Source organism: Thiocapsa sp. (genome assembly GCF_022340925.1).
Lineage (GTDB): Bacteria > Pseudomonadota > Gammaproteobacteria > Chromatiales > Chromatiaceae > Thiocapsa.
Genome location: NZ_JAJDNA010000102.1, coordinates 35,245 through 58,151, shown reverse-complemented (window position 1 = coordinate 58,151; position 22,907 = coordinate 35,245). Strand labels below are relative to the sequence as shown.

Genomic DNA, 22,907 nt, shown 5'->3' with positions numbered 1-22,907 from the left:
GGCTAATGGGCACCTTAAAGGGTTCTGAGGCGTCCGTGCGGGGCAAGGATGCCGCGCCGTTTTCAGTCACCTCAGTGACTGACAATCGGAGCAACGCGGAAATCGCATTTTCGGTTTGCGTCTTGAAGAATCGCAGGGAAGGCAATTTTCAAGGTCCCCTCGAGAGCATCCCGCGCGTGACATCCTCTCTGCACGGAACGACGCTGTTCCAAGTCGACTCAGACACATTCTCTCCGGCCCCCGCAGCGGCCGGCTCCCCGGTCTGTGACAACGGAGTGGCCCACAGGGAGGACCCCGACCCGGCCGGGGTGGCACGGTACCAGCTTTAAAGCGAGAACCGTTACTCCCGCCCCGGACGGGACAGTTGATGGTCGGCGCCACCTTGGGTTCGTGACCTGAAGACCCCCGATGTCTCGTCAGGGCGAACAGAGCGCTGGTAACGAGCATGAGCGGCGTGCTCGTGACGAGTCCTGAAACCGACCCCATTTGACCTCGATCAATTTCTCTACAACTTGTTTAACACATGATCTGGTTGGCGCTATAGTCTGCACCACAAGATATAGTGGACACGGACGAGAGACGCCGCCATGGGACACCTCCAGAACACGCTGTCGACCCTGCCCCTTCGGGTGCGCAAACGCGACGGGGTCGAGGTTCGCTTCGATGCATCCAAGATCGAGTCGGCGATCCTGCGGGCCGGACGGGCCAGCGGGGAATTCGCCGCGCCCGAGGCGAGCCTCCTGACAGCCCAGGTGGTCAAGGTGCTGGCCCATCGCTACGGCGCGGACCGCCTGCCGGACATCGAGGGCATACAGGACGTGGTGGAGCAGACGCTGATCAGCGCCAACCACTTCGAGACGGCCCGCGGCTATATCGTCTACCGCGAGCAGCACAAGAAACTGCGCGACGACCGGCGGACCCTGGTCGACGTCGGCGGCTCGATCAATGAGTATCTCGACCGCTCCGACTGGCGCGTGGCGGCCAACGCCAATCAGGGCTACTCGCTCGGCGGTTTGATCCTGAACACCTCGGGCAAGATGATCGCCAACTACTGGCTGGGCCACGTCTACCCGCCCGAGATCGGCCGGGCGCATCGCGAGGGCGACATCCATATCCATGACCTCGACATGCTCTCCGGGTACTGTGCCGGCTGGTCGTTGCGCACACTGCTGGCCGAGGGGCTCAACGGCATCCCGGGCAAGGTCGAAGCGGGGCCGCCCCGGCACATGTCCTCCGCGGTCGGGCAGATCGTCAACTTTCTCGGCACGCTGCAAAACGAATGGGCGGGCGCCCAGGCCTTCTCGAGCTTCGACACCTACATGGCACCCTTCGTGCGCGTCGACGGGCTGGGCTATCCTCAGGTCAAGCAGGCGGTCCAGGAGCTGATCTACAACCTGAACGTGCCGTCGCGCTGGGGCTGCCAGACCCCCTTCACGAACCTGACCTTCGACTGGGTCTGTCCGGAGGACCTGCGAGGACAGGTGCCGGTGATCGCGGGTGTCGAGCAGCCCTTCACCTACGGTGACCTCCAGGCCGAGATGGACCTGATCAACCGGGCCTATATCGAGGTGATGACCGAGGGCGATGCCAAAGGCCGGATCTTCACCTTCCCGATCCCGACCTACAACATCACGCCGGATTTCGTCTGGGACAGCGAAAACGCGGATCGTCTGTTCCAGATGACGGCAAGGTACGGCCTGCCCTATTTTCAGAACTTCTTGAATTCGGATCTGTCGCCGAAGATGGTGCGGTCCATGTGCTGCCGACTGCAGCTGGACCTGCGCGAGCTCCTCAAGCGCGGCAACGGGCTGTTCGGGTCCGCCGAGCAGACCGGCTCGCTGGGTGTCGTCACCGTCAACTGCGCCCGCCTCGGCTTCACCCATCGCGGCGACGAGGCCGGTCTGCTGGCCCGGCTCGACACGCTCCTGGACCTGGCGCGCAACAGCCTGGAGATCAAACGCAAGGTCATCCAGCGCCACATGGATGCCGGGCTCTTTCCCTACACCAAGCGCTACCTGGGCACCCTGCGAAACCACTTTTCCACGATCGGCGTGAACGGCATCAACGAGATGATCCGGAATTTCACCCACGATGCCGAGGACATCAGCACCAACCGCGGCCATGCCCTGGCCTGCCGGCTGCTGGACCACGTGCGCGCACGCATGGTCGAATTTCAGGAGTCGACCGGAAACATGTATAACCTCGAGGCCACACCGGCGGAAGGAACCACCTACCGCTTCGCCCGCGAGGACAGGAAGCGCTTTGCAGACATCATTCAGTCCGGCACGCCCGATGCGCCGTACTACACCAACAGCTCCCAGCTTCCCGCAGGCTATACGGACGACCCCTTCGAGGCGCTCGCCATGCAGGAGGCACTGCAGGGCAAGTACACCGGTGGGACCGTGCTGCACCTCTACATGAGCGAGCAGATCTCATCGACGGATGCCTGCAAGCGTCTGGTCCGACGCGCACTGGAGGGCTTCAGGCTTCCCTATATCACGGTCACGCCCGTCTTCTCGATCTGCCCCAAACACGGGTATATCGCTGGCGAGCACGAATTCTGCCCGGTGTGCGATCGCGAGCTGATCGCGCGCAAGACCGTCGAGCTGGAGCAGACCGCGGCCTAGCCGGACCAAGCACCGCACCGATCAGGAACGACCGATCCCGGAAAGAGACGAAGACACTCGCTGAAAAGGAGCAAGAGAGCATGATCGACCAGGGAATCGAGCTGAAGGACGAAGAACGGACCCGTTGCGAGGTCTGGACCCGCGTGATGGGCTATCACCGCCCGGTCTCGGCCTTCAATGCCGGCAAACGAGCCGAGCACGCCGAGCGCCGCTATTTCACCGAGACGCCCTGCGATACGAGGACCCGGCGGCCGGGTCGGGCGGCGGCCTAGGACAGTGAGCCCGCCACTGTCCGCCGCGTCAGCGGCTGAACATGCAGAAAAGCGGAAACGGTGTCTTCGCTTTCAGTGAGACCCGGATCCCCGAGGCACAGGGACGTGCCATTCCCCAGGAACGCCAGTGACACCAGACGAGGGCGCCGCCTCTTTTCTACGGAGGCTGTTTTCGGCCAGACAGGGCTGGTGGGACGCCCCCTCGAGCCGAGAGAACCGCGAGGGGTGGGACATGAGCGATGAATAGAACGACGCACGCCCGCTCCGGGGCCCCTCGGCTGCGCGTCGGCGGCCTGCTGCCCTTGACGACGATCGACTATCCGGGCGAGCTCGCCGCCGTTGTCTTCTGCCAGGGCTGCCCTTGGCGCTGCCGCTATTGCCAGAATGGCTCCCTGATCGGTTCGGCTGCCGAGTCGCCCATCCCCTGGCCCGAGGTCATGGCCTTTCTGGAACGCCGGCGAGGTCTGCTCGACGCCGTGGTCTTCAGCGGCGGCGAGCCGACCCTCCAGTCCGGGCTGCCCGCTGCCATGCGCGCGGTCAGGGGCCTCGGCTTCAAGGTCGGCCTGCATACGGCCGGGCCTTATCCGAGCCGTCTGGCCGCCATCCTCCCGCTGCTCGACTGGGTCGCCCTGGATATCAAGGCGTTGCCGGCCGACTACGGGGCGATCACCGGCGTGGCCGGTTCCGGCGCGCGGGCCTGGGAGAGCCTGCGCGTCCTTCAGGCCGCCGGGGTCGACCTGGAGGTGCGCACCACCGCTCTGCCCGGGTGGGGGCCGGACGACCTGAGGCGATTGGCCGCCGCCCTGGCACGGGCCGGTGTTTCGCACTATGCGGTGCAGGCCTGCCGGACCCGGCAGGTCCTCGATCCAACCCTCCCCGCGCCGAACGTGCCCCTCGAGCGCTTGGCCACTTCGATCGATCTGCAACCCTTCACCCAGCTCACCCTGCGCGCGGAGTGAATCGGTGCGCGCCCCGATTCAGAAGCCGAATCCGGAGCGGGTCGGTTTGTCTGTAGGCGGGGCCCACCCCATGTCGGTCAGGGATGGAACCGATTTCCGGTAACGTGAGGATCGCATGCGCGACATTCTGCTGATCGATAACGGCTCCAAGCAGGCCGAAGCGACAATCAGTCTCAGGCGCATCGCCCTAGCGCTCGGCGATCGTCTCGGTGAGGCGGTTCATCCGGTCTCGCTGCTGCACGCCGACACGGTCCCGGCGGACGCGTTGGAGGGCCGTCCCGCGGAGACCTTCGAGCCCTTGCTGCGCCGTCGACTCGCTCAGGGCGTCCGGGACTTTCTGCTCGTCCCGCTCTTCTTCGGACCCACCCGCGCCATCAAGGTCTTCGTGCCGGAACGTATCGCCGCGCTGCAAGCAGGGTATGGGCCCTTCGCGGTGCGGCTGGCACGGGAGCTCTGTCCCCTTCCGGAGGGCGAGCCCGGGTTGGTGGAGATCCTGCTCGACCACATCGGGCAGGTGGCAACGGCACAGGGCATCGAGCCGCGGCGTGTACTTCTGGTCGACCATGGGTCTCCGGCCCCCGCCGTCACTGCGGTGCGGCGCTGGCTCGGCGAGCGGCTCGCCTGGCGGCTTGGGCCGGGCACTCAGCTCGAGGAGGCCGCGATGGAACGACGCGGCGGCACCGAGTACGACTTCAACGGGGATCTGCTCGAAGACCGGCTGGACGCGCTTGCGAGCCTGGATCCCAGCACCCCCGTCATCTTGTCGATGCTGTTCCTCTCGCCCGGCCGGCATGCAGGGCCGGGTGGGGACATCGCCGAGATTTGCGGCCGGATCGAGCGGCTCCATCCATCCTTTCGGATCTATCCATCACCCCTCGTCGGGGGCCACCCGCGACTCGTCCACATACTCGCCGACCGGGTCGCCGAGATGGAGAACGCGAGGCCTGCGCCGCTGGCTTGAGGAGTCCATACAAGACGCTGATTGATTGGCGATCCTGATCGAATTTGATCTGATAGCAATCCCCTAAGCTCTGCAGGTCCAACCTCTCCCTCTGAAAGCCGATGTCGGGATTCCCGCCCCCCCTACCGAGCATCCTTGCGTTCATGGGCTGGGTCGCGCTCGTGGTCCTGCTGCTCAACGCGCTCCTGTGGCTGCTTCAACCGGGCATGGTCTTCTACCCCACCCGCACTCTCCAGGCGACACCAAACGATTGGGGCTTCCCGTTCGAGGACGTCGAGCTCACCACCACGGACGGGGTCCGGCTGCACGGCTGGAATATCCCCCACCCGCGGGCGACCCGGACCCTCCTCTTCTTTCACGGCAATGCGGGCAACATCAGCCACCGCGGCGACTCGATCGCCATCTTTCGACGGTTGGGGCTGTCGGTGCTGATCATCGACTACCGAGGCTATGGCAACAGCGAGGGAAAGCCGAGCGAGGCCGGGCTTTACCTGGATGCCTCCGCCGCATGGAGCCATCTCGTCAGCGAACGCGGGATCGCCCCGGGGCAGATCATCCTGTTCGGTCGTTCGCTGGGTGCGAGCGTGGCCGCGGACCTCGCGTCGCGTGTTAACCCAGGCGCGCTGGTCCTGGAATCGGCCTTCAGCTCTGCGCGCGATCTGGCGCGCCATCTCTACCCCGTGCTCCACCCCGCTGTCTGCCTTCGCTTCGACTTCGATGCGGCGAGACGGCTTGCTCGAGCGCGATGTCCGGTCCTGGTGATGCACAGCCGGGACGACGAGATCATCCCCTACGCCCTTGGACGACGGCTGTTCGAGGCCGCCCCGTCGCCGCGCCGGTTCCTCGACCTGGTGGGCGACCACAACGCCGGCTTTCTCGCCAGTCAGCCCGCTTATGAGCTGGGCCTGGCGGCCTTCATCGCCGCCCTGCCCCCGATCGACGCGGCCGAAGCGAGTGACGGGCCGGCCCGAACCCGTTAGGATGCGCCCGCTAACCCGACAGCAGGATGCCGAACCATGCGAGACGATAAGACGAGAGACCGAAACGAGGACCGCTCGAGCGAGGAGATCACCGTGCCGGCCGGCAACTTGGTCGACAAGGTCAAGGATCTCATCCATGAAGGCAATGTGCGCCGGGTCGTCGTGCGCCGCCCGAGCGGGGAGGCGCTGGTGGAGATCCCGTTGACCGCGGGTGTGGGAATCGCCGGCCTGCTGACGCTGCTCGCGCCCGTGTTCGCCGCGCTCGCGGCGATGGCCGCCCTGATCGCGCAATTCCGGGTCGAGATCGAACGGGAACGCGATCGGCCCGGGCGACTGGTGAATCCGTCTGACCGCGACGAAGACTGACCCGTCGAGCAACAGCCCGACCCACGCCTGGTGATGGCGACCTCTCACCTCTTCGAGATCGATATTGAGAGAGCTTATGAAAGAACTCAAGAAAACAGCTGACTATACAGTCTTCCAAAAGAGCTCCGGCCGCTATGCGGTACGCGGCAAGAACAAGCAGTGGCTGCACGGTGAAGAGAAAGAGCAAGTGCTGCTCGCCGAGCAGCTGATCACGCGCCTCCGGCCCAAGGCGCCGGCAGCGACCGAGGAGACGGCTGCGCCCGAAGCGTCCGCGGCGGCGGAGTAGCCGAACTCCCGGCGTGGCCTCTGGACACCATCCCGAAAGAGGCCGACAGACGAACGGGGGTCTCTCGTCCCAACTCGGTTCGGGGCGGGTTTGCGCCAATAGAGGGCCCATCACCGCTTGGCTCGGCAATGGGGAGCATGATCGAGGCGACAGACTCTCGGAAGGCTCTATGTTCAGGCACTTCGGTGCCTGAACGTGCTGGGGCCTCCTGCCCCGGACGGGACACGTTGAAGACTTCAGCGTTTCGCAGGGCGCTGACGAGATCCCCCCGTCCTCGATGTCCGAGAAGCAATGGATCCGAACGCCCCTCACCAACGCGACGTCCTGTCCCAAACGCTGCCGATCGACGCGGTCCTCGGTGCGCTGCGCGCCGCTCTGAGCCGCGGCCACGCCGTGCTTCAGGCACCGACCGGCTCTGGTAAATCCACGCGAGTTCCGCTTGCCCTGCTCGACGAGGACTGGCTCGCCGCGCAGCGTATCCTCATCCTCCAGCCCCGCCGTCCCGCCGCACGCATGATCGCTGCGCGCATGGCCGAGCTCCTGGGTGAGCCGCTGGGCGGGCGCGTCGGTTACCAGATCCGTTTCGAGCGCCGGATCGGCCGCCGAAGCCGCATCGAGGTGATGACCGAGGGACTTCTGACCCGACGCATCCAGCTCGACCCCGCGCTCGAGGGGGTCGGCCTGGTCATCTTCGACGAGTTTCACGAGCGGAGCCAGCAATCGGACCTGGGGCTCTCGCTGGCACTGGATGTCGTTGCCGGTCTCAGGCCGGACCTGCGGCTCCTGCTGATGTCCGCAACGCTCGATGCCGAGCCGCTCGCCGAGCAGCTGGGCGGGGCCGAAATCGTCCGCGCCGAAGGCCGACGTTTCCCCGTCGAGGTGCGTTATGCCGAGCGGGCTATCGGGACCGACCCGGTCGGGGCGGTGATCTCCCGGGTGCGCTCGGCCCTGGCGAGTCATCAGGGCGATGTTCTGGCCTTCCTGCCCGGGGCCGCGGAGATCAACCGCTGTGTCGCGACCCTGGGTGGCCTCCTGGATCCCGAGACGCAGATCCTCCCCCTGCATGGCAGCCTGCCCACGCACGCGCAGGAGATGGCATTGGTCCCGGGCGACGGGTCCCACCGACGCGTCCTGGTCGCGACCGACATCGCCGAGACCAGCCTCACGATCCCGGCCATCCGGGTCGTGATCGACAGCGGCCTGACCCGCAAGCCCCGCTTCGATCCCGGCTCGGGCCTGACCCGACTGGTGACGGGGACCATCTCCCGCGCGTCGGCGGATCAGCGAGCCGGGCGCGCCGGGCGCCTCGGCCCGGGCATCTGTTACCGGCTTTGGACCCACGCGCAGGAGCAGGGCAGACCCGATCGTCGAACGCCGGAGATCCTCGAGGCCGATCTGGCGTCGCTGGCCTTGGAGCTGAGACTCTGGGGCGTGAGCGATCCGCACGCGCTTCGCTGGATCGATCCGCCCCCCGCGGCGGCCTGGGATCAGGCGATTGCGCTGCTGACCCGGCTGGGCGCACTGGATACGCGCGGCGCGATCACCCGACTCGGCCGGCGGATGGCGGACCTGCCGGTCCACCCGCGACTGGCCGCCATGCTGCTGGGCGCGAGCGGATCCGCACGGCGCCACGCCGCCGACCTTTGCGCACTGGTCAGCGAGCGCGATCCCCTGCTGTACGCCCCCGGTCAACGCCCCTCGGCAGACCTGGGCCTGCGCCTCCAGGCCCTGCAGCTATGGCGGACGGCGCAGCGGTCGCACGGCTTTGATGCGCTCCGTCTCGCCGCAACGGACAGGGTGTCGAGACAACTGCAGAAGCTGACGCACACTGCACCGACGGGCTCGGTCGGATCTCCCGGCGAGCTGCTGGCGCTGGCCTATCCGGAACGCATCGCACAGCGTCGCGAGGGCGCGGATGGGCGTTACCGCCTGGCCGGCGGGTCCGGCGCCCGGTTGCCGGAGGATGACGCCCTGGCGGTCCACCCCTATCTCGCCATCGCCACGCTCGATGCCGGGGGCGCGGACGGACAGATCCGGCTGGCGCTGCCGATCGCCGAATCCGAGATCCGCGAGCGCTTTGCGGACCGGATCGAGGCCAGCCGTTCGCTGACATGGGATCCGCAGCGCGAGGCGGTTTCCGCTCGCACCGTCGAGCGCTTGGATGCGCTCACCCTGCGCTCCCAGCCATCTGCCTTCCACGACACAGATGAGGTGGCGGGGATCCTTCTGGGGCAGATCTCGACCCGGCTCGAGCAGGCCCTCACCTGGTCCGAGGCGACGCGCCAGCTCAGCGCGCGCGTCGCCCTGATGCGCCGGATCGAGCCGCAAGGCGGTTGGCCGGACCTCGCGCCGGAGTCTCTCCGCGCGCACCTCGAGGACTGGCTTGCCCCCTACCTGACCGGAATGTCGCGATTTTCGGAGACCCGCCAACTGGACCTTCGACCACTCCTGATGTCCAGGCTCGACTGGACTCAACGACAGCGTCTCGAAAGCGAGGCACCAACGACGATGGTCATGCCGGCCGGCAAGTCCCGTCGGATCGACTACTGCTGCGGCGAGTCGCCGATCTTGGCGGTCCAGGTCCAGGAGCTCTTCGGCCTCGCCGCGACGCCCTGCATCTGCGGTGGTCGAGTTCCCCTGCTCCTACACCTGCTCTCGCCCGCGCGGCGGCCGATTCAGGTGACCCAAGACCTCGCCAGTTTCTGGGAGAGGGGTTACCCGGAGGTCCGCAAGGAGCTCCGCGGACGCTATCCGAAGCATGCCTGGCCGGATGACCCCACACATGGGTCGTGCGGTCCAATGACCACCCTCCGTCCCTCTTGAGACCCGAACCGCATGCCCCAGCCGGTCTTTTTCGCCTCTGCGCCTAGGCACCTCGGCAGTCTGCTCGCTGAGGAGCTTGCAGGGCTCAGCCTGTCGCAGGTCGCGGAGACCCGCGGAGGCGCGCGTTTCTCCGGCCGCCTCGAGGATGCCTATCGGGCGTGCCTCTGGTCGCGCGTCGCCAATCGCATCCTGCTGCCGATCGCCCGTTTTCCGATCGACGGTCCCGATGACCTCTACGCCGGCGCCGCCGATATTGCCTGGGAAGACCATCTCTCGCCCGAGCGCACCTTCGCGGTCCACCTCGATGGCGCCGTGCCGGGCGTCAATCGGGGCCAGTTCGCCGTCTTGCGGGTCAAAGACGCGATCGCTGACCGTTTCACGCGCCGCCTCGGGCATCGCCCGAATGTCGACGTCCAGACGCCCGACCTGCGGATCCATGTGTATGTTCGCCAGGGACAGGCGTTGGTCAGCATCGATCTCTCCGGCACCTCGCTGCACCGCCGCGGCTACCGGCACGAGGGCACCGCGGCACCGCTCAAGGAGAACCTGGCGGCGGCGCTGCTGCTCCGCGCCGGCTGGCCAGAGATCGCCGCCGAGGGCGGGGCTCTGCTGGATCCGATGTGCGGGTCCGGCACCCTCGTCATCGAAGGCGCGCTGATCGCCGCTGACATCGCACCTGGCCTGCTGCGTCAGCGTTTCGGGTTTATGGGCTGGCTCGGGCACGATGCGGCGGCCTGGCGGGGGCTGCTGGAAGAGGCGGACGACCGCCGCATGGCCGGACTCCAGCGCCTGGGATCGTTGCGGGGCTACGACCGCGACTCCCGTGTAATCCGCATTGCGCTGAACCACCTGGGGCGGGCCGGATTGGCCGGCCGGGTGCACTTCGAGCGGCGCGAGCTGGCCGAATGCCGGCCCGGCCGGACCGATGACCGCGGCCTGGTGGTCGTCAATCCGCCCTACGGCGAGCGGCTCGACGCCGAGGGCGGCCTGCCGGCCCTCTATGCGCGTCTGGGATCCGTGCTCCAAGAGAGGTTCGCAGGCTGGCGGGCGGCCCTGTTCACCGGCAACCCCGATCTCGGCAAACATCTGGGACTGCGAGCACACCGGATACATCGACTCTACAATGGCCCCATCCCCTCCGTGCTGCTGCATTTCCACGTCGACCCATCTGCTTTCGTGCGACATCGACCGCGGGCGGCATCATTGGCGGAGCGGAGCGCAGGCGCGACCATGCTCGCCAACCGGCTCAGCAAGAACCTCAAGGCACTCAAGCAGTGGCGGCAGGCGCAACAGATCGAGTGTTTCAGGCTCTATGACGCCGATCTCCCCGAGTACGCGCTGGCCGTCGACGTCTACGAGGGCGATCGGCAGTGGGTGCACATCCAGGAGTACGCCGCTCCGGCGAGCGTCGACCCCAAGCGCGCCCGCCAGCGATTGCGCGAGGCGTTGGGTGTGATCCCGGAGGTCCTCGGGATCCCGGACACCCGGATGTTCTTCAAGGTGCGGCGCCCGCAGAAAGGCAGCGCCCAGTACGAGCGGCTGGCCGAGACCCGACGCTTTCACGAGGTCGGCGAGCGCGGGCTGCGATTCCTCGTCAATTTCGAGGACTATCTGGACACCGGACTCTTCCTGGATCATCGCGATGTTCGGCGCATGATCGGCGGGCTCGCCGCGGGCCTGCGATTCCTCAACCTCTTTGCCTACACCGGAACGGCCACTGTCTATGCCGCCAAGGGCGACGCCGCGGCAACCACGACGGTCGACATGTCACGCACCTATCTGGACTGGGCGCGCAACAACCTCGCCGTCAACCGGATCCCGATGCAGCGCCAGGAGCTCATCCAGGCAGACTGCCTCGAATGGCTGCACCAGTCCGTCGACAAGCGCTGCTTCGACCTCATCCTGCTGGACCCGCCCAGCTTCTCCGCCTCGAAACGGATGCAGGGCACCCTGGACATCCAGCGCGATCATGTCGAGCTGATCCGGAACACCATACGCCTGCTGGCGCCGGGGGGGCTGCTGATCTTCTCCAACAATCTGCGCCGGTTCCGCATGGACCTCGCTGCCCTCGAAGACCTCGAGGTCCTCGACATCAGTGCGGAGACCCTCCCACGGGACTTCGCCCGCAACCCGAGGATCCACAGCTGCTGGAAGATTCGTCGCAGAGGGTGACCGGACGGCCAGAGGCGCGGGGCGACACCTGGCCGCCCGAAGTGTGGGAGGATCGGGGCCGACCGTACGCAATCACAACCACGCGCCATGCGCACGCGGAGACGAGAATCGATCGGCCATCCGGGGGGGAACGCAGGGAACGGCAACGCGCGGTTTCACCGTTCCTGCTTGTTCAGTTGCTTGGGCGGCCGAAACGACCTGCACCTCCATCGGCAACCGCGCCAGGGTGTCCGCGTTTACGCAGACACCCTGGCGCGCCGCAAGGGATTCATTCGATCACATAGATCTCGACCCGGCGGTTCTCGCGGCGGCCCCGCTCGGTGGCGTTGTCGGCGACGGGGCGATCGGGGCCGAACCCCTGACTGCTAAGCCGACCGGCGTCCACGCCACGCTCGACCAGGCCCTGCAACACCGCGTCGGCGCGCTGCTCGGACAGGCTCTGGTTGAGCTGGCGGCTGCCGGCGCTGTCGGTGTGTCCTTCGATACGCGCCGTGAGCTCGGGGCGCTGCGCCATCAGCTCCGCGACACGGTCCAGGGTCGGCAGCTCGCGTGCCGGCAAGGCGGCACTGCCGCTGGGAAACTGGAGCTCCTCGCCGCCCAGGCTCACCAGGATGCCCTGATCGGTGATCCGGCCGCCCACCTCGGCAACCCCGTCATACAACGAGCGGACACGATTGGCAGACGCCTCGGCCTCGGCCAGCTCACGCGCATGCGCGTCCGCCGCGGCCTGCATTCGGGATCGCAGATCCTCCAACGCTCGATCCGCTTCTGCAAGCTTACCTTTCAGGGTGGCGACCTCATCGGTCAAGGCGGCGATGCGCGACTCGTCATCGGCCATCGCCGCTTCATTCTGAGCGCGCACCACGGCGAGCTGCTGCTGCAGCGCCTTCCGCTCCTGGCTCAGCCGTGCCTCGGCTGCCCGCAGCGCGGCCTCATGCTCCGCCGCCAGCCGTTCCAGCTGCGCCTCGGTGTCTGCCTGGGCCGCGTCGCGCTGGGAGCGCACCACGGCGAGCTGCTGCTGCAGCGCCTTCCGCTCCTGGCTCAGCCGTGCCTCGGCTGCCCGCAGCGCCGCTTGATGCTGCGAGGCCAGCCGCTCGAGCTGCCCCTCGGTGTCGGCCTTGGCGGCGTCGCGTTGCGCGCGCACCACGGCGAGCTGCTGCTGAAGCGCATCCCGCTCCTGAGACAGTCTCGTCTCGGCCGCCGTCAGTGCCGCCTCATGCTGCGATGTCAAGCGCGCGATCTGCGACTCCACATCCGCCAAGGCAGCGTCGCGTTGCGAGCGAACCACGGCGAGCTGCTGGAGGAGTGCGGCTCGCTCCTGCTCCAATTGTGCGCCGGCGGCCGAGAGCCGGCTCTCGACCTCACTGAGCGCCATCATCGACTCCCGCCGATCCTCGGGCTCGACCGCCGCCTGGGTGAGGCGTCCGCGCAGCTCCTCGACCTCGGCGGCGAGCCGGTCGGCCTCCGCCCGGGCAGACTCATACTGCTGCTGCAACCCTTCTTGACCTTCCCGAACAACCTTGGCCAGCGGCGCGGCGAGGTCAACGAGCTGGTGCCGGATCTGCTCGCGTTCTGCCGAGCCCGAGCTGACCTCTTGGCGGAGCGCGGTAATAATGTCCTCGATCTCCGCGACCTTGGCGCGCCACTCGGGGGGCATCGGGCCTCCGAGTGCCGCCGCGGGCCGGGGCCCGGCCTCGACCGGGGCGGCCTCCTCGACCGGGGCGGCCTCCTCGACCGGGGCGGCCTCCTCGACCGGGGCGGCCTCCTCGACCGGGGCGGCCTCCTCGACCGGGGCAGCCTCCTCGACCGGGGCAGCCTTCTCGACCGGGGCAGCCTCCTCGACCGGGGCAGCCTCCTCGACCGGGGCAGCCTCCTCGACCGGGGCGGCCTCCCCGACCTGGGCCGGCTCCGGCTGGACGGAAGGCATCGCTCGCTCCGTGCGGTACCCGGCCAACTCAGGATAGTCACCCAGCATGCTGACACCGAACAGCGGCTTGAACACACCTTTGTGACAGGTCTTACACGCCGCCTTGGGCGCGTCACCGGTGGGACCGAGCCGGTGGTCCGGGTACAGCGGCTTCAAAGGTGTCAGGTAGGCATTGTTGAGCTCGCGGACCATCCGAATCCCGTGCCATGCGGTGACACGCTGAGGGGTGCTCTGTGCCCAGATCCCCATTGCCCGGGTTTGATGGCAATAGGTGCAGTTCACGCCCAAAGACGTGGAGATGTACATCATCAGGGCATAGGTCCACTCGGTCTTCTTGATGGAGTTCCGGTTGCCCGAAGGCAGCGCGGTCGTGCCCTGGATCGAGATCGGCGTGTCCCCTTCCAGGAACGGTGTCAGCGGATCGAACGGGAGCGACGAGTTGCCGACGGCCGCCACGCCGGCCACGTTCTGGCCCGCCTTGACTCCGGTGATACCGGCGGAGGGCGTCTTCGGTCCCGGGTCGGTGAACCAGACACCCGACGGAACGGCCTGTCCGCGATGGCAGGTCCAGCAGGTCACGCCGGTCTGGGCGACGTGGCTCTTCCAATCCGTATTGATGTCGCGCGTCATCCGCAGCATGCTGCGGGAGACGACCTTGGTGTACTTCTCGTCCGACGCCAGGTTTTCCGGGTTGTGGCAGTACTCGCACCCCTGTTTAGGGGCGACCCATACGGAGATGGCCTGCATCAGTCGCGCAAACTCAAGCGCATCGAGGTCAGTCAGCACCTGGACGTTCTGGTTGACATCCTTGGCCAAGGGGATCTCGGGATCAGGAGGGTCCCTCGGCTCCGGTTCTGGGACACCGTGAAAATCAGCAGCCGATTTGAATCGGTCCAGATCGTCGATATGGATCGCGCTGGTCCCGCGGTAACCCCATTGCACACTCTCCGGACGATCGCACCCGGCGAGCATCGCGATGCTGCAGGCGAGCAGGGTGATCAGGACAGGACCGAAGCGCCCGCGCTCCAGGCCCTGGCGGAAGGACATGCCGCCCTGGGTTGACGGGGACCTGTGCCAGAGGCCAAACCAACCCGCGCACAAAGCTCGTTTGAGCTCGGCTCGCACCGACACGTCTGCTGAAGTCCCCAGGGAACGTCTCATCAGGTGTGACCTCGACTGGTGGGTATCCAACGTCTGGCGCACCAGGCGGTTGACTTGTTCTAATCGTGAGGGAGTGCGCCCCAATGTCAGGATAGACTGACACGGCATCACGTCAATCCCAGTTGCCGCATGATTGACATAACGCAACGACAGGATTCAGGGCACGCTGAACAGACGCCGCGGCGGATGTCCGACCTGCGGCCCGAACACCAGTCCATGCCGCTCGATCTTCCTGAAGTTGTGGAATTCGACCCCACCGTATAACGTAGTGGGCTCGAATGCACCGAATGCGGCGAGCGGCCCTTCATCGCCCTGTCGAGGCCAGCGGGACGAGCCCCCGCCGTGACTGGCCTGGCCGCCATCCCCCGTCAGATCGCGTCTACGCATCGTCTCCAGCTGAGATGAGATTCACCACAGAGGACGTCCGTCTCCCGATGTTAGAGGTGGCAGGGCTCGAATGCCGGCGAGGCGACCGGCTGCTCTTTGCCGGGCTCGACTTCACGGTCTCCGGGGGGACGCTCCTGCACGTGCGGGGAGCCAACGGGAGCGGCAAGACAACCCTGTTGCGGGCCCTGTGCGGACTCTTTTCGCCCGACTCGGGCGAGATCCGCTGGAACGGGGCGTCGATCCGCAGCCTCGGTGAGGACTATCGGCGCGACCTCCTCTATTTCGGTCACTCGAACGGGATCAAGGGCGACCTGACCGGTATCGAGAATCTGCGCGTGGCGGCGACCCTGGACGGCGACCCCGTGGACGAGTCGGCGATCTGGTCCGCACTCGCCCGGATCGGATTGGCGGGCTTCGAGGATCTGCCGACACGCATGCTGTCGCAGGGCCAGAAGAAGCGGGTCGCGCTGGCGCGCCTCCTGCTCAGCGGAGCCCCGTTTTGGGTCCTGGACGAACCCTTCACCGCCCTGGACACGGCAGCCGTGGAGCTGCTGGAGGAGCTGATCGCAGGGCATGTGGCAGGCGGCGGGCTGGTCGTTCTGACGACCCACCAGGAGGTGGGACTGACCTCCGGTCAGGTCGAGCGCCTGCTGCTGGGGAGCTGATCGCGCGTGCTCCGAGTCTTCTGGTGCATCCTGCTGCGGGATCTGACCCTGGCCATGCGGCGCCGCACGGATGTCCTGACCACCCTCTTTTTTTTCGTTATCGTGGTCAGCCTGTTCCCACTGGGTGTCGGCACCGAGCGGAAGATCCTGCAGATGCTTGGGCCGGGCGTGGTGTGGGTGGCCGCACTGCTCGCCTCCATGCTCGCGCTCGAGCGTCTCTTCGCGGCGGATTACGAGGACGGGACCCTCGAGCAGATGGTGCTGACCGCCCAGCCACTGTCGCTTCTGGTGCTGGCCAAGATCACCGCCCACTGGCTGCTGACCGGCTTGCCGCTGGTCCTGATCGCTCCGCTGGTCGGAATGCAGTACCATCTGACCTCCGACGCGATCCTCGTCATGATGATGGCGCTCCTCATCGGGACGCCGGTGTTGAGCCTGATCGGTGCCATCGGGGCGGCGCTCACCCTGGGCCTGCGTGGTGGCGGCATCCTCTTATCCCTTCTGATCCTCCCGCTCTACATCCCGGTGCTCGTCTACGGTGCGGGGGCGGTGGAGGTCAGCAGCGTCGATTTGGCGGATATCCGGCCTTACCTCACCCTGCTCGGGGCGTTTCTCCTGGTTGCCGTCCTGTTCGCGCCGCTGGCATCATCGGCCGCGCTGAAGATTTCGCTCGAATAATCCTTACAGAAGTCGACTACCCCAATGGCCTTGAACTGGTTTAGATTTGCCGCCCCGGCTTCCTTCTACCCGATTGCCGGGCGGCTTGTTCCGGTGTTCTGGGTCCTGACCGCGGTGCTGCTGTTGGTCGGACTCTACTGGGGGTTCTTCGAGACCCCCGACCGGCTCGGCGGCAGTAATCCACAGAAGGAGTATTACCGCATCATCTTCATCCATGTCCCGGCCGCCTGGATGTCGATGTGGCTCTACGTGGTGATGGTGGGGTGGGCCGCCATCGGACTGGTATTCAACACCCGTCTGTCCTTCATGATGGCCAACGCGGTCGCGCCAACGGGGGCCATCTTCACCTTCCTGGCCTTGTGGACCGGGTCCTTCTGGGGACGTCCCAGCTGGGGAACTTACTGGGACTGGGACCCTCGGCTGACCACGGAGTTGATCCTCTTTTTCATGTACATCGGCTACATCGCACTGCATTCGGCGATCGACGATACCCGCCGGGCGGACCGTGCCGCGGCGCTGCTGGCCATCGTCGGACTGGTGATGGTCCCGCTCATCTTCTGGTCGATCAACTGCCCCGACCCGAGCCAATGCGCCGCCCTGCACCAGCGTTCGAACCTGACGCAGATCGAAGGCAACATCCTCTTCGCCATGCTGATGGTGGCCCTCGCCTTCTGGATGTACTCGTTTGCCACGACACTGATGCGCCTGCGCAGCATCATCCTGACCCGGGAAGCCGAGAACACCTGGGTCCGGGATCTGGTCAGCAAGGGAGGACGACCATGAGTGGCTTTCTGTCTCAAGGCGGTTATGCGTTCTTTGTCTGGGGCGCCTACGGCATGACGCTGCTGCTGCTCGTGGCGGAAATCCTCCAATTACGTGCCCAACGGCGAACCATTTTGGCTCGTCTTGGTCGATTGATCCGGATGCGCGACTCTGGAGCGAAGCAATGAAAGCAAGACAAAAACGCATGATCTTCGTCGGCCTTGCCGTCCTCGGGGTGGGCGCGGCGTCCGCCCTGGCCCTCAGTGCGCTGAACAGCAACATCGCCTACTTCTTCAGCCCGTCCCAGGTCCTGGCCAACGAGGCCCCGCCGGGCCATGTCTTTCGACTCGGCGGGCTGGTGACACCCGGCACCATGACACGCGAGGAGGATGGACTCACCGTCAAGTTCGACGTCACGGACAATGCGGAGACCGTGACCGTCGCCTACACCGGAATCCTTCCGGACCTCTTCAGCGAGGGTCAGGGGGTCGTCACCAAGGGCCGCCTGGGCAACGACGGCATCTTTTACGCCGAGGAGGTCCTCGCCAAACACGACGAGGAATACATGCCGCCCGAGGTCGCCGACACGCTCCAGACCGCACATGCCAGCGGCGTCGGGGAATCGGTCAGCGCCTCCAGCATACCCGGAGCGTCCAACTGATGGTCCCGGAGCTCGGTCATTTTGCGCTGCTCCTGGCCCTCGCCATCGCCCTCGCCCAGGCCGCCGTGCCGCTCGCCGGCACCTTTACCGGAAACCGCCGGTGGATGGACATGGCGAGGCCGCTGGCATGGGGCCAGCTCACCTTCCTCGCGGTCGCCTTCCTCGCACTCCTGCAGTCCTTCCTGACCGACGATTTCTCGGTGGAATATATCGCGACCCATTCCAATACCCTGATGCCGATCCCCTACAAGATCTCGGCGATCTGGGGCGGCCACGAAGGGTCGCTGTTGCTGTGGGTCTTGATGTTGGCGGGATGGGGTGCCGCGGTCGCCACCTTCAGCAAGAATCTGCCGCTGTCGATGATCGCCCGGGTGATCTCGGTCCAGGGCATGGTCGCCGTCGGTTTCCTGCTCTTTATGGCACTGACCTCGAACCCCTTCGAGCGCATCTTCCCCGCTCCAATCGAGGGTCGGGATCTGAACCCGCTGCTGCAGGATCCCGGACTGGCGATCCACCCGCCCATGCTCTACATGGGCTACGTCGGCTTCTCGGTCGCCTTCTCCTTTGCGATCGCCGCGCTGATCGGCGGGAAGCTGGACTCGGCCTGGGCGCGCTGGTCGCGCCCCTGGACCACTGCGGCCTGGGTCTTTCTGACGGTCGGCATCGCCTTGGGCTCCTGGTGGGCCTACTATGAGCTGGGCTGGGGCGGCTGGTGGTTCTGGGACCCGGTCGAGAACGCCTCATTCATGCCCTGGCTGGTCGGAACGGCGCTGATCCACTCGCTGGCGGTGACCGAGAAGCGCGCCGCGTTCAAGACCTGGACGGTGCTGCTGGCGATCTCGGCCTTTTCGCTGTCCCTCCTGGGGACCTTCCTCGTGCGATCGGGCGTCTTGACATCGGTGCACGCCTTTGCCACCGATCCTGCGCGCGGCACCTTCGTGCTAATGTTCCTGTGTGTCGTGATCGGCGGCTCGCTGGCCCTCTACGCCTGGCGCGCACCGAGCATCGCTGGCGGTGGGCGCTTCGACATCCTGTCGCGCGAGAGCCTGCTCCTGGTCAATAACCTGCTGTTCGCGGCACTCACGGTCTTGGTGCTGTTCGGCACACTTGCGCCGCTGATCTACGAGGCAGCCGGATGGGGGAAGATCTCGGTCGGTTTCCCCTGGTTCAACAAGATGTTCATCGCCATCTCTCCCTTCCTCATCCTGGCCATGGGAATCGGCCCCTCGACGCGCTGGAAGCACGACGAGCCCGCGCGCCTGATTCGCTCGCTCTGGATCGCCCTCGCCCTCGGCATCCTGGTCTTCATCGTCGCGGTGCAGCCGCTATTCGAAGACGGCGGTTTCTACATGGCGTTCGGTCTCGGGATGAGTGCCTGGCTCGTCGCCACACACCTGATCAACCTGGCCGAGCGGCTAAAGAACAAGGGAGGCCTCCGGGCGCTGGCCGGCGATTTCAACGGCCAAAGTCGAAGCTATTACGGGATGTGGACCGCGCACATCGGCGTGGCGGTCTTCATCGTCGGCGTGACCATGGTCTCGATCCACGGCTCGGAGACGGACGTCCGGATGTCGCCGGGCGACGTCCACGAGGACTCGGGTTATCGATTCCAGTTCAACGGCGTTCAGTCGCTGACCGGGCCCAACTACAGTGCCCAGCAAGGCGAGTTCGTTGTCTACAAGGGCGATCGCAAGATTGCTGAGCTCTATCCGGAGAAGCGCGCCTACTTCTCCGGGGGCATGCCGATGACCGAGGCGGCAATCAACGCCGGATTCCTGCGCGACCTCTATGTCTCCCTCGGGGAGCCTGTGGGCACCGGAGGCGACTGGGCCTTGCGGGTCTACTACAAGCCCTTCGTCCGGTGGATCTGGCTCGGTGCGATTCTGATGGCCCTCGGGGGCATCCTGGCCATGACCGATCGCCGCTACCGCATGGCCCGTCGCGCCGCGAGCCTCCCGTCGGGCGCCACGGCGGCGCACACATGACGACGAGGTCACGACGATAATGAACAAGGCAACGGCTCGTGCGCTGACTCCGCTGGTCGTCTTTGCCGCCCTGGCGGCCCTGCTTTTCTATGGACTGAGACTGGATCCCCGGAAGGTCCCGTCCCCGCTGGTCGACAAACCGGCACCCGCCTTCGAACTCCCATCACTCGAGGATCCCGGCCGCGTCGTCACCAATGCGATCCTCCTGGGACGGGTCTCACTGGTGAACGTCTGGGCCTCGTGGTGCCCATCCTGCCGTCAAGAGCATGCGGAGCTAATGGACATCGCGCGTAGCAACGACGTTCAGGTGATCGGCTTCAATTGGAAGGACACCCGCCCGGAAGCCTTGCAGATGCTGAAACGCTACGGCAACCCCTATGTGGTGAGCGCCTACGACCCTGACAACCGCTACGGGCTCCACTGGGGGGTCTATGGCGCACCCGAGACCTTCGTGATCGACGGGGAAGGCATCATCCGGTACAAACATATCGGCCCGGTCGACCGCGCGGTGTGGGAAACCAAGATCCTCCCGATCGTTGAAAAATACAGACCTCAGACATCATGACCCGCCCCCCCCGCTCACTCTCTCTCGCCGCGATTGCGCTCGTCGGCCTGCTCACATCCGTCAACCTGTCTGCTTACACCCTCGAGGAGTTCACCTTCGAGGACGAGGCCAAGCGCGACAGCTTCCGGGACCTGATCGGGAAGTTGCGTTGCCTGGTGTGCCAAAACGAATCACTTGCGAGCTCGCAGGCGGGTGTTGCGGAAGATCTCCGAAAGGAGGTCTACCGGATGATTCAGGAGGGTCAGACCGATGAGGAGATCATCAGCTTTCTGGTTGACCGATACGGCGATTTCGTCCTCTATGAGCCGCCGATCAAACCCTCGACCTACATCCTCTGGTTCGGTCCGTTCCTCTTCCTCGGCCTCGCCGGGTTCCTGCTGTTTCGGGCGCTTGGACGCAAGAAGACGGAGCCGGAGCAAGAGCTGACCGAGGCCGAACGTGCCCGTCTTCAACGACTGCTCGCCGCCAGCGGCAACAACCAAGACACAAGCGAATGACCATCTTCTGGATTCTGGCCGCCGGGCTGATGGGCCTGGCGTTGTTTTTTGTCGCCTGGCCACTCTTGCGCCCCGAGACGCCGACCTCCGCACCGGAGCAGGACGAGCTCAATCTCCAGGTGTTCAACCAGCGGATCCGTGAGCTCGACGCCGACCTGGCCGCCGGTTCCCTCGACCAGAGCCAGTACACCGCGGCGCGGCGCGACCTCGAGCGAGACCTCTTGCGCGATGTCCAAGGCGACGTGGCAGCCGCGGTCAGACGCCCCGGGCGATCGGAAGGTCGCTGGTTGGCCTTCGTCCTGGCCGTGGCGGTGCCGGCGGCGGCGATCTCGCTGTACCTGGAGCTCGGCGAGCGTGAGATGATCCCGCACCTGGAGGGCACCGCGTCTGGTCGGGGCAAGACGCTCGCCAGTCCAGCCGGCCAGGATCTGCCACCGCTGGAGGTGCTCGTGGAGCGCCTTGAAGAGCGGCTGCAACAGGACCCGGACAACTTGGAGGGCTGGCTGATGATCGGGCGCACCTATTTCACGATGCGCCAGCCCGAACGGGCACTCGAGGCCGTTTCCAAGGCTTATGCGCTGGCGCCCGAACGGACCGACGTCACGCTCGCCTATGCTGAGGCCATCGCGGCCAACAGCAACAACAGCTTGGAAGGGAAACCCGCGCAGCTGATCGAGCAGGTGCTCGCGATCGAGCCGGATAACCCAAGCGCGCGCTGGCTGTCGGGGATGCTCTATTACCAGCGCGGTCAATTCAACGCCGCGGCCACCGCCTGGCAAAGGCTCCTCGACGAGATGGATCCGGATGCACCGGAGGTCGAGGATGTGCGCACGATGATCGCCGAGGCGAGGTCGCGCGCCGGCGCGCTGCCGCCAGGGCTGCCTCAGGCGACCGGGGATTCACCCCAAGCGCCTGCCGCCTCTCCCGAGGACATGGGCGTCGACACCGCGGCGACAGCTCCGTCGGAAGGGGCGCCGGCAGTGCAGGGCGGGGAAGTCATCGACCCTGTCGGCAGTGAAACCCCGCAACAAGACTCGGGTCGCTCGCTGACCGCAGACGTCAGGTTGGCTGAGGCCATCCTGACCCGCGCCGACCCCGAAGACGTGGTCTTCGTGTTCGCGCGCGCGGTTGCCGGACCGCCGATGCCGCTCGCGGTGCAGCGTTTACAGGTCAAGGACCTGCCTGCGGTGGTGACCCTGAACGACAGCATGGCGATGACGCCTGCGATGAGTCTGTCGAGCTTTCCTCAGGTCATGATCGGTGCGCGCATCTCGAAAAGCGGTCAGGCCACACCCCAGTCCGGTGATCTGGAGGGCGAAGCCGGGCCGATCGACGTCGACCAGACCGCACAGATCGCAGTAACGATCGACCGTATCAGACCTTGACGGAGGCCTTTTCGTAGACCCCGACCAGCTCCGTGCGGGCGAGGATGTGATCCTCCATCGCCAGTAGGAGTGCGTCCTTGGTGGGCGTCCCGAGCTCGCCCGGAAGACGCGTGTCCAAGGCATACAGGCGGTGGAAATAACGGTGACGCCCGATCGGCGGACAGGGTCCGCCGTAGCCCGTGCGACCCCAGCTGTTGATCCCCTCGCCAGTCCCCGCGGGCAGGTACGCGGAGACCATCCCTTCCGTCAGCGTTCCCTCAGGCGGCAGGTTGTAGAGGATCCAATGGTCCCACACCATCCTGGGCGCGGCCGGATCCGGTGCGTCCGGATCGTCGACGATCAGGACCAGGCTTTCGGTTCCGTCGGGAAGGTCTTCCCAATACAAGGACGGGGAGATGTCCTCGCCCTCGCAGGTGTATCGCACCGGAATCGGGCCGCCGTCGACGAAGGCATCGGATTTGAGCGCCATTGGCATCTTCGGGTCTCCTGACATGTGCTAACCTATATCGTGAATCAACCTATGGCATAGGGGTTGTAGCCATGCGTTGCAAGGGAAACCGGAACCCCTTCGCGGAGAATCCGGCCAGCCCTGTGGGTTTTCGCCGGTCCCCCTATTGGAGAAGCTGGGGCGGTGAAGTCCATTTCGAGGCTTCCGAGGCGAGTCGGTCCGGGGCGGCGAGCGGGCACCTGCCTCGCCTTGCAGTAGTGGGCCGGCTGCACGGCTTCGCGGTCATGGAACGACGGCTCAGATGCATGAGGACGATTTCGCCCTAGCGACAGTTGTCCCT

The 22,907-nt window shown here is 66.0% G+C and carries 21 protein-coding genes; 18 read left to right on the top strand and 3 right to left on the bottom strand.

The window, feature by feature from the left end:
• Window positions 1–587 precede the first annotated feature (587 nt).
• The 9 genes from LJE61_RS12750 to rlmKL all read left to right on the top strand — a co-directional run bounded on the left by LJE61_RS12750 (window position 588) and on the right by rlmKL (window position 11,446).
• Window positions 588–2,627, top strand: coding sequence for a ribonucleoside triphosphate reductase (locus LJE61_RS12750; protein WP_296911595.1), 2,040 nt, complete (start codon window positions 588–590; stop codon window positions 2,625–2,627).
• Window positions 2,628–2,707: 80 nt separating this feature from the next.
• A complete protein-coding gene (nrdD, locus tag LJE61_RS12745; protein WP_296911593.1) occupies window positions 2,708–2,899 on the top strand; it encodes an anaerobic ribonucleoside-triphosphate reductase in 192 nt (63 codons plus the stop codon).
• A 239-nt stretch (window positions 2,900–3,138) separates the two neighbouring features.
• Window positions 3,139–3,858, top strand: a complete 720-nt coding sequence (locus tag LJE61_RS12740) for an anaerobic ribonucleoside-triphosphate reductase activating protein (protein ID WP_296911591.1) — start codon at window positions 3,139–3,141, stop codon at window positions 3,856–3,858.
• A 115-nt stretch (window positions 3,859–3,973) separates the two neighbouring features.
• Window positions 3,974–4,819, top strand: coding sequence for a sirohydrochlorin chelatase (locus tag LJE61_RS12735; RefSeq protein WP_296918550.1), 846 nt, complete (start codon window positions 3,974–3,976; stop codon window positions 4,817–4,819).
• Window positions 4,820–4,962: 143 nt separating this feature from the next.
• Entirely contained in the window at window positions 4,963–5,799 is an 837-nt protein-coding gene (locus tag LJE61_RS12730) for an alpha/beta hydrolase (protein WP_296911587.1), read from the top strand.
• A gap of 36 nt (window positions 5,800–5,835) precedes the next feature.
• The gene (locus LJE61_RS12725) at window positions 5,836–6,165 is read left to right on the top strand and encodes a DUF4342 domain-containing protein (RefSeq protein ID WP_296911585.1); all 330 of its coding nucleotides are present in this window, start codon (window positions 5,836–5,838) and stop codon (window positions 6,163–6,165) included.
• Window positions 6,166–6,241: 76 nt separating this feature from the next.
• Window positions 6,242–6,451, top strand: coding sequence for a hypothetical protein (locus LJE61_RS12720; RefSeq protein ID WP_296911582.1), 210 nt, complete (start codon window positions 6,242–6,244; stop codon window positions 6,449–6,451).
• Between the two features lie 291 nt (window positions 6,452–6,742).
• On the top strand, window positions 6,743–9,274 hold the full coding sequence (gene hrpB / locus LJE61_RS12715; RefSeq protein WP_296918548.1) for an ATP-dependent helicase HrpB: 2,532 nt from the start codon (window positions 6,743–6,745) through the stop codon (window positions 9,272–9,274).
• Between the two features lie 12 nt (window positions 9,275–9,286).
• Window positions 9,287–11,446, top strand: coding sequence for a bifunctional 23S rRNA (guanine(2069)-N(7))-methyltransferase RlmK/23S rRNA (guanine(2445)-N(2))-methyltransferase RlmL (gene rlmKL, locus LJE61_RS12710; protein WP_296911578.1), 2,160 nt, complete (start codon window positions 9,287–9,289; stop codon window positions 11,444–11,446).
• Window positions 11,447–11,714: 268 nt separating this feature from the next.
• Here rlmKL and pufC read toward each other — a convergent pair whose 3' ends face one another.
• Together pufC and LJE61_RS12700 are read right to left on the bottom strand one after the other, a co-directional pair.
• Complete coding sequence (pufC, locus tag LJE61_RS12705) at window positions 11,715–14,420, bottom strand: photosynthetic reaction center cytochrome PufC (RefSeq protein WP_296918546.1); 2,706 nt, start codon at window positions 14,418–14,420, stop codon at window positions 11,715–11,717.
• A gap of 270 nt (window positions 14,421–14,690) precedes the next feature.
• Window positions 14,691–14,921, bottom strand: a complete 231-nt coding sequence (locus tag LJE61_RS12700; protein ID WP_296918544.1) for a hypothetical protein — start codon at window positions 14,919–14,921, stop codon at window positions 14,691–14,693.
• Window positions 14,922–14,968: 47 nt separating this feature from the next.
• Here LJE61_RS12700 and ccmA point away from each other — a divergent pair, with 47 nt between their 5' ends.
• Genes ccmA through ccmI form a run of 9 tightly spaced genes read left to right on the top strand, consistent with a single transcriptional unit; the run spans window position 14,969 to window position 22,119 of the window.
• Window positions 14,969–15,586, top strand: a complete 618-nt coding sequence (gene ccmA / locus LJE61_RS12695; protein WP_296911599.1) for a cytochrome c biogenesis heme-transporting ATPase CcmA — start codon at window positions 14,969–14,971, stop codon at window positions 15,584–15,586.
• Between the two features lie 6 nt (window positions 15,587–15,592).
• Window positions 15,593–16,264, top strand: a complete 672-nt coding sequence (ccmB, locus tag LJE61_RS12690; protein ID WP_296911574.1) for a heme exporter protein CcmB — start codon at window positions 15,593–15,595, stop codon at window positions 16,262–16,264.
• A 24-nt stretch (window positions 16,265–16,288) separates the two neighbouring features.
• Window positions 16,289–17,047, top strand: a complete 759-nt coding sequence (gene ccsA / locus LJE61_RS12685; RefSeq protein ID WP_296911572.1) for a cytochrome c biogenesis protein CcsA — start codon at window positions 16,289–16,291, stop codon at window positions 17,045–17,047.
• Window positions 17,044–17,214, top strand: coding sequence for a heme exporter protein CcmD (ccmD, locus tag LJE61_RS12680; protein WP_296911569.1), 171 nt, complete (start codon window positions 17,044–17,046; stop codon window positions 17,212–17,214). The genes ccsA and ccmD overlap by 4 nt, the downstream gene beginning before the upstream one ends.
• Window positions 17,211–17,687 (top strand): cytochrome c maturation protein CcmE, encoded by a 477-nt coding sequence (ccmE, locus tag LJE61_RS12675; protein ID WP_296911567.1) that lies wholly within the window; start codon window positions 17,211–17,213, stop codon window positions 17,685–17,687. The genes ccmD and ccmE overlap by 4 nt, the downstream gene beginning before the upstream one ends.
• The gene (locus LJE61_RS12670; RefSeq protein WP_296918542.1) at window positions 17,687–19,672 is read left to right on the top strand and encodes a heme lyase CcmF/NrfE family subunit; all 1,986 of its coding nucleotides are present in this window, start codon (window positions 17,687–17,689) and stop codon (window positions 19,670–19,672) included. Before ccmE ends, LJE61_RS12670 begins: the two co-directional genes overlap by 1 nt.
• 19 nt (window positions 19,673–19,691) lie before the next feature.
• On the top strand, window positions 19,692–20,237 hold the full coding sequence (locus LJE61_RS12665) for a DsbE family thiol:disulfide interchange protein (protein WP_296911563.1): 546 nt from the start codon (window positions 19,692–19,694) through the stop codon (window positions 20,235–20,237).
• The gene (locus LJE61_RS12660; protein WP_296911561.1) at window positions 20,234–20,734 is read left to right on the top strand and encodes a cytochrome c-type biogenesis protein; all 501 of its coding nucleotides are present in this window, start codon (window positions 20,234–20,236) and stop codon (window positions 20,732–20,734) included. The genes LJE61_RS12665 and LJE61_RS12660 overlap by 4 nt, the downstream gene beginning before the upstream one ends.
• Entirely contained in the window at window positions 20,731–22,119 is a 1,389-nt protein-coding gene (gene ccmI, locus LJE61_RS12655) for a c-type cytochrome biogenesis protein CcmI (protein WP_296911559.1), read from the top strand. Before LJE61_RS12660 ends, ccmI begins: the two co-directional genes overlap by 4 nt.
• Here ccmI and LJE61_RS12650 read toward each other — a convergent pair.
• A complete protein-coding gene (locus LJE61_RS12650) occupies window positions 22,109–22,594 on the bottom strand; it encodes a YbhB/YbcL family Raf kinase inhibitor-like protein (protein WP_296911557.1) in 486 nt (161 codons plus the stop codon). The two genes, ccmI and LJE61_RS12650, sit on opposite strands and share 11 nt — an antisense overlap.
• Window positions 22,595–22,907 lie beyond the last annotated feature (313 nt).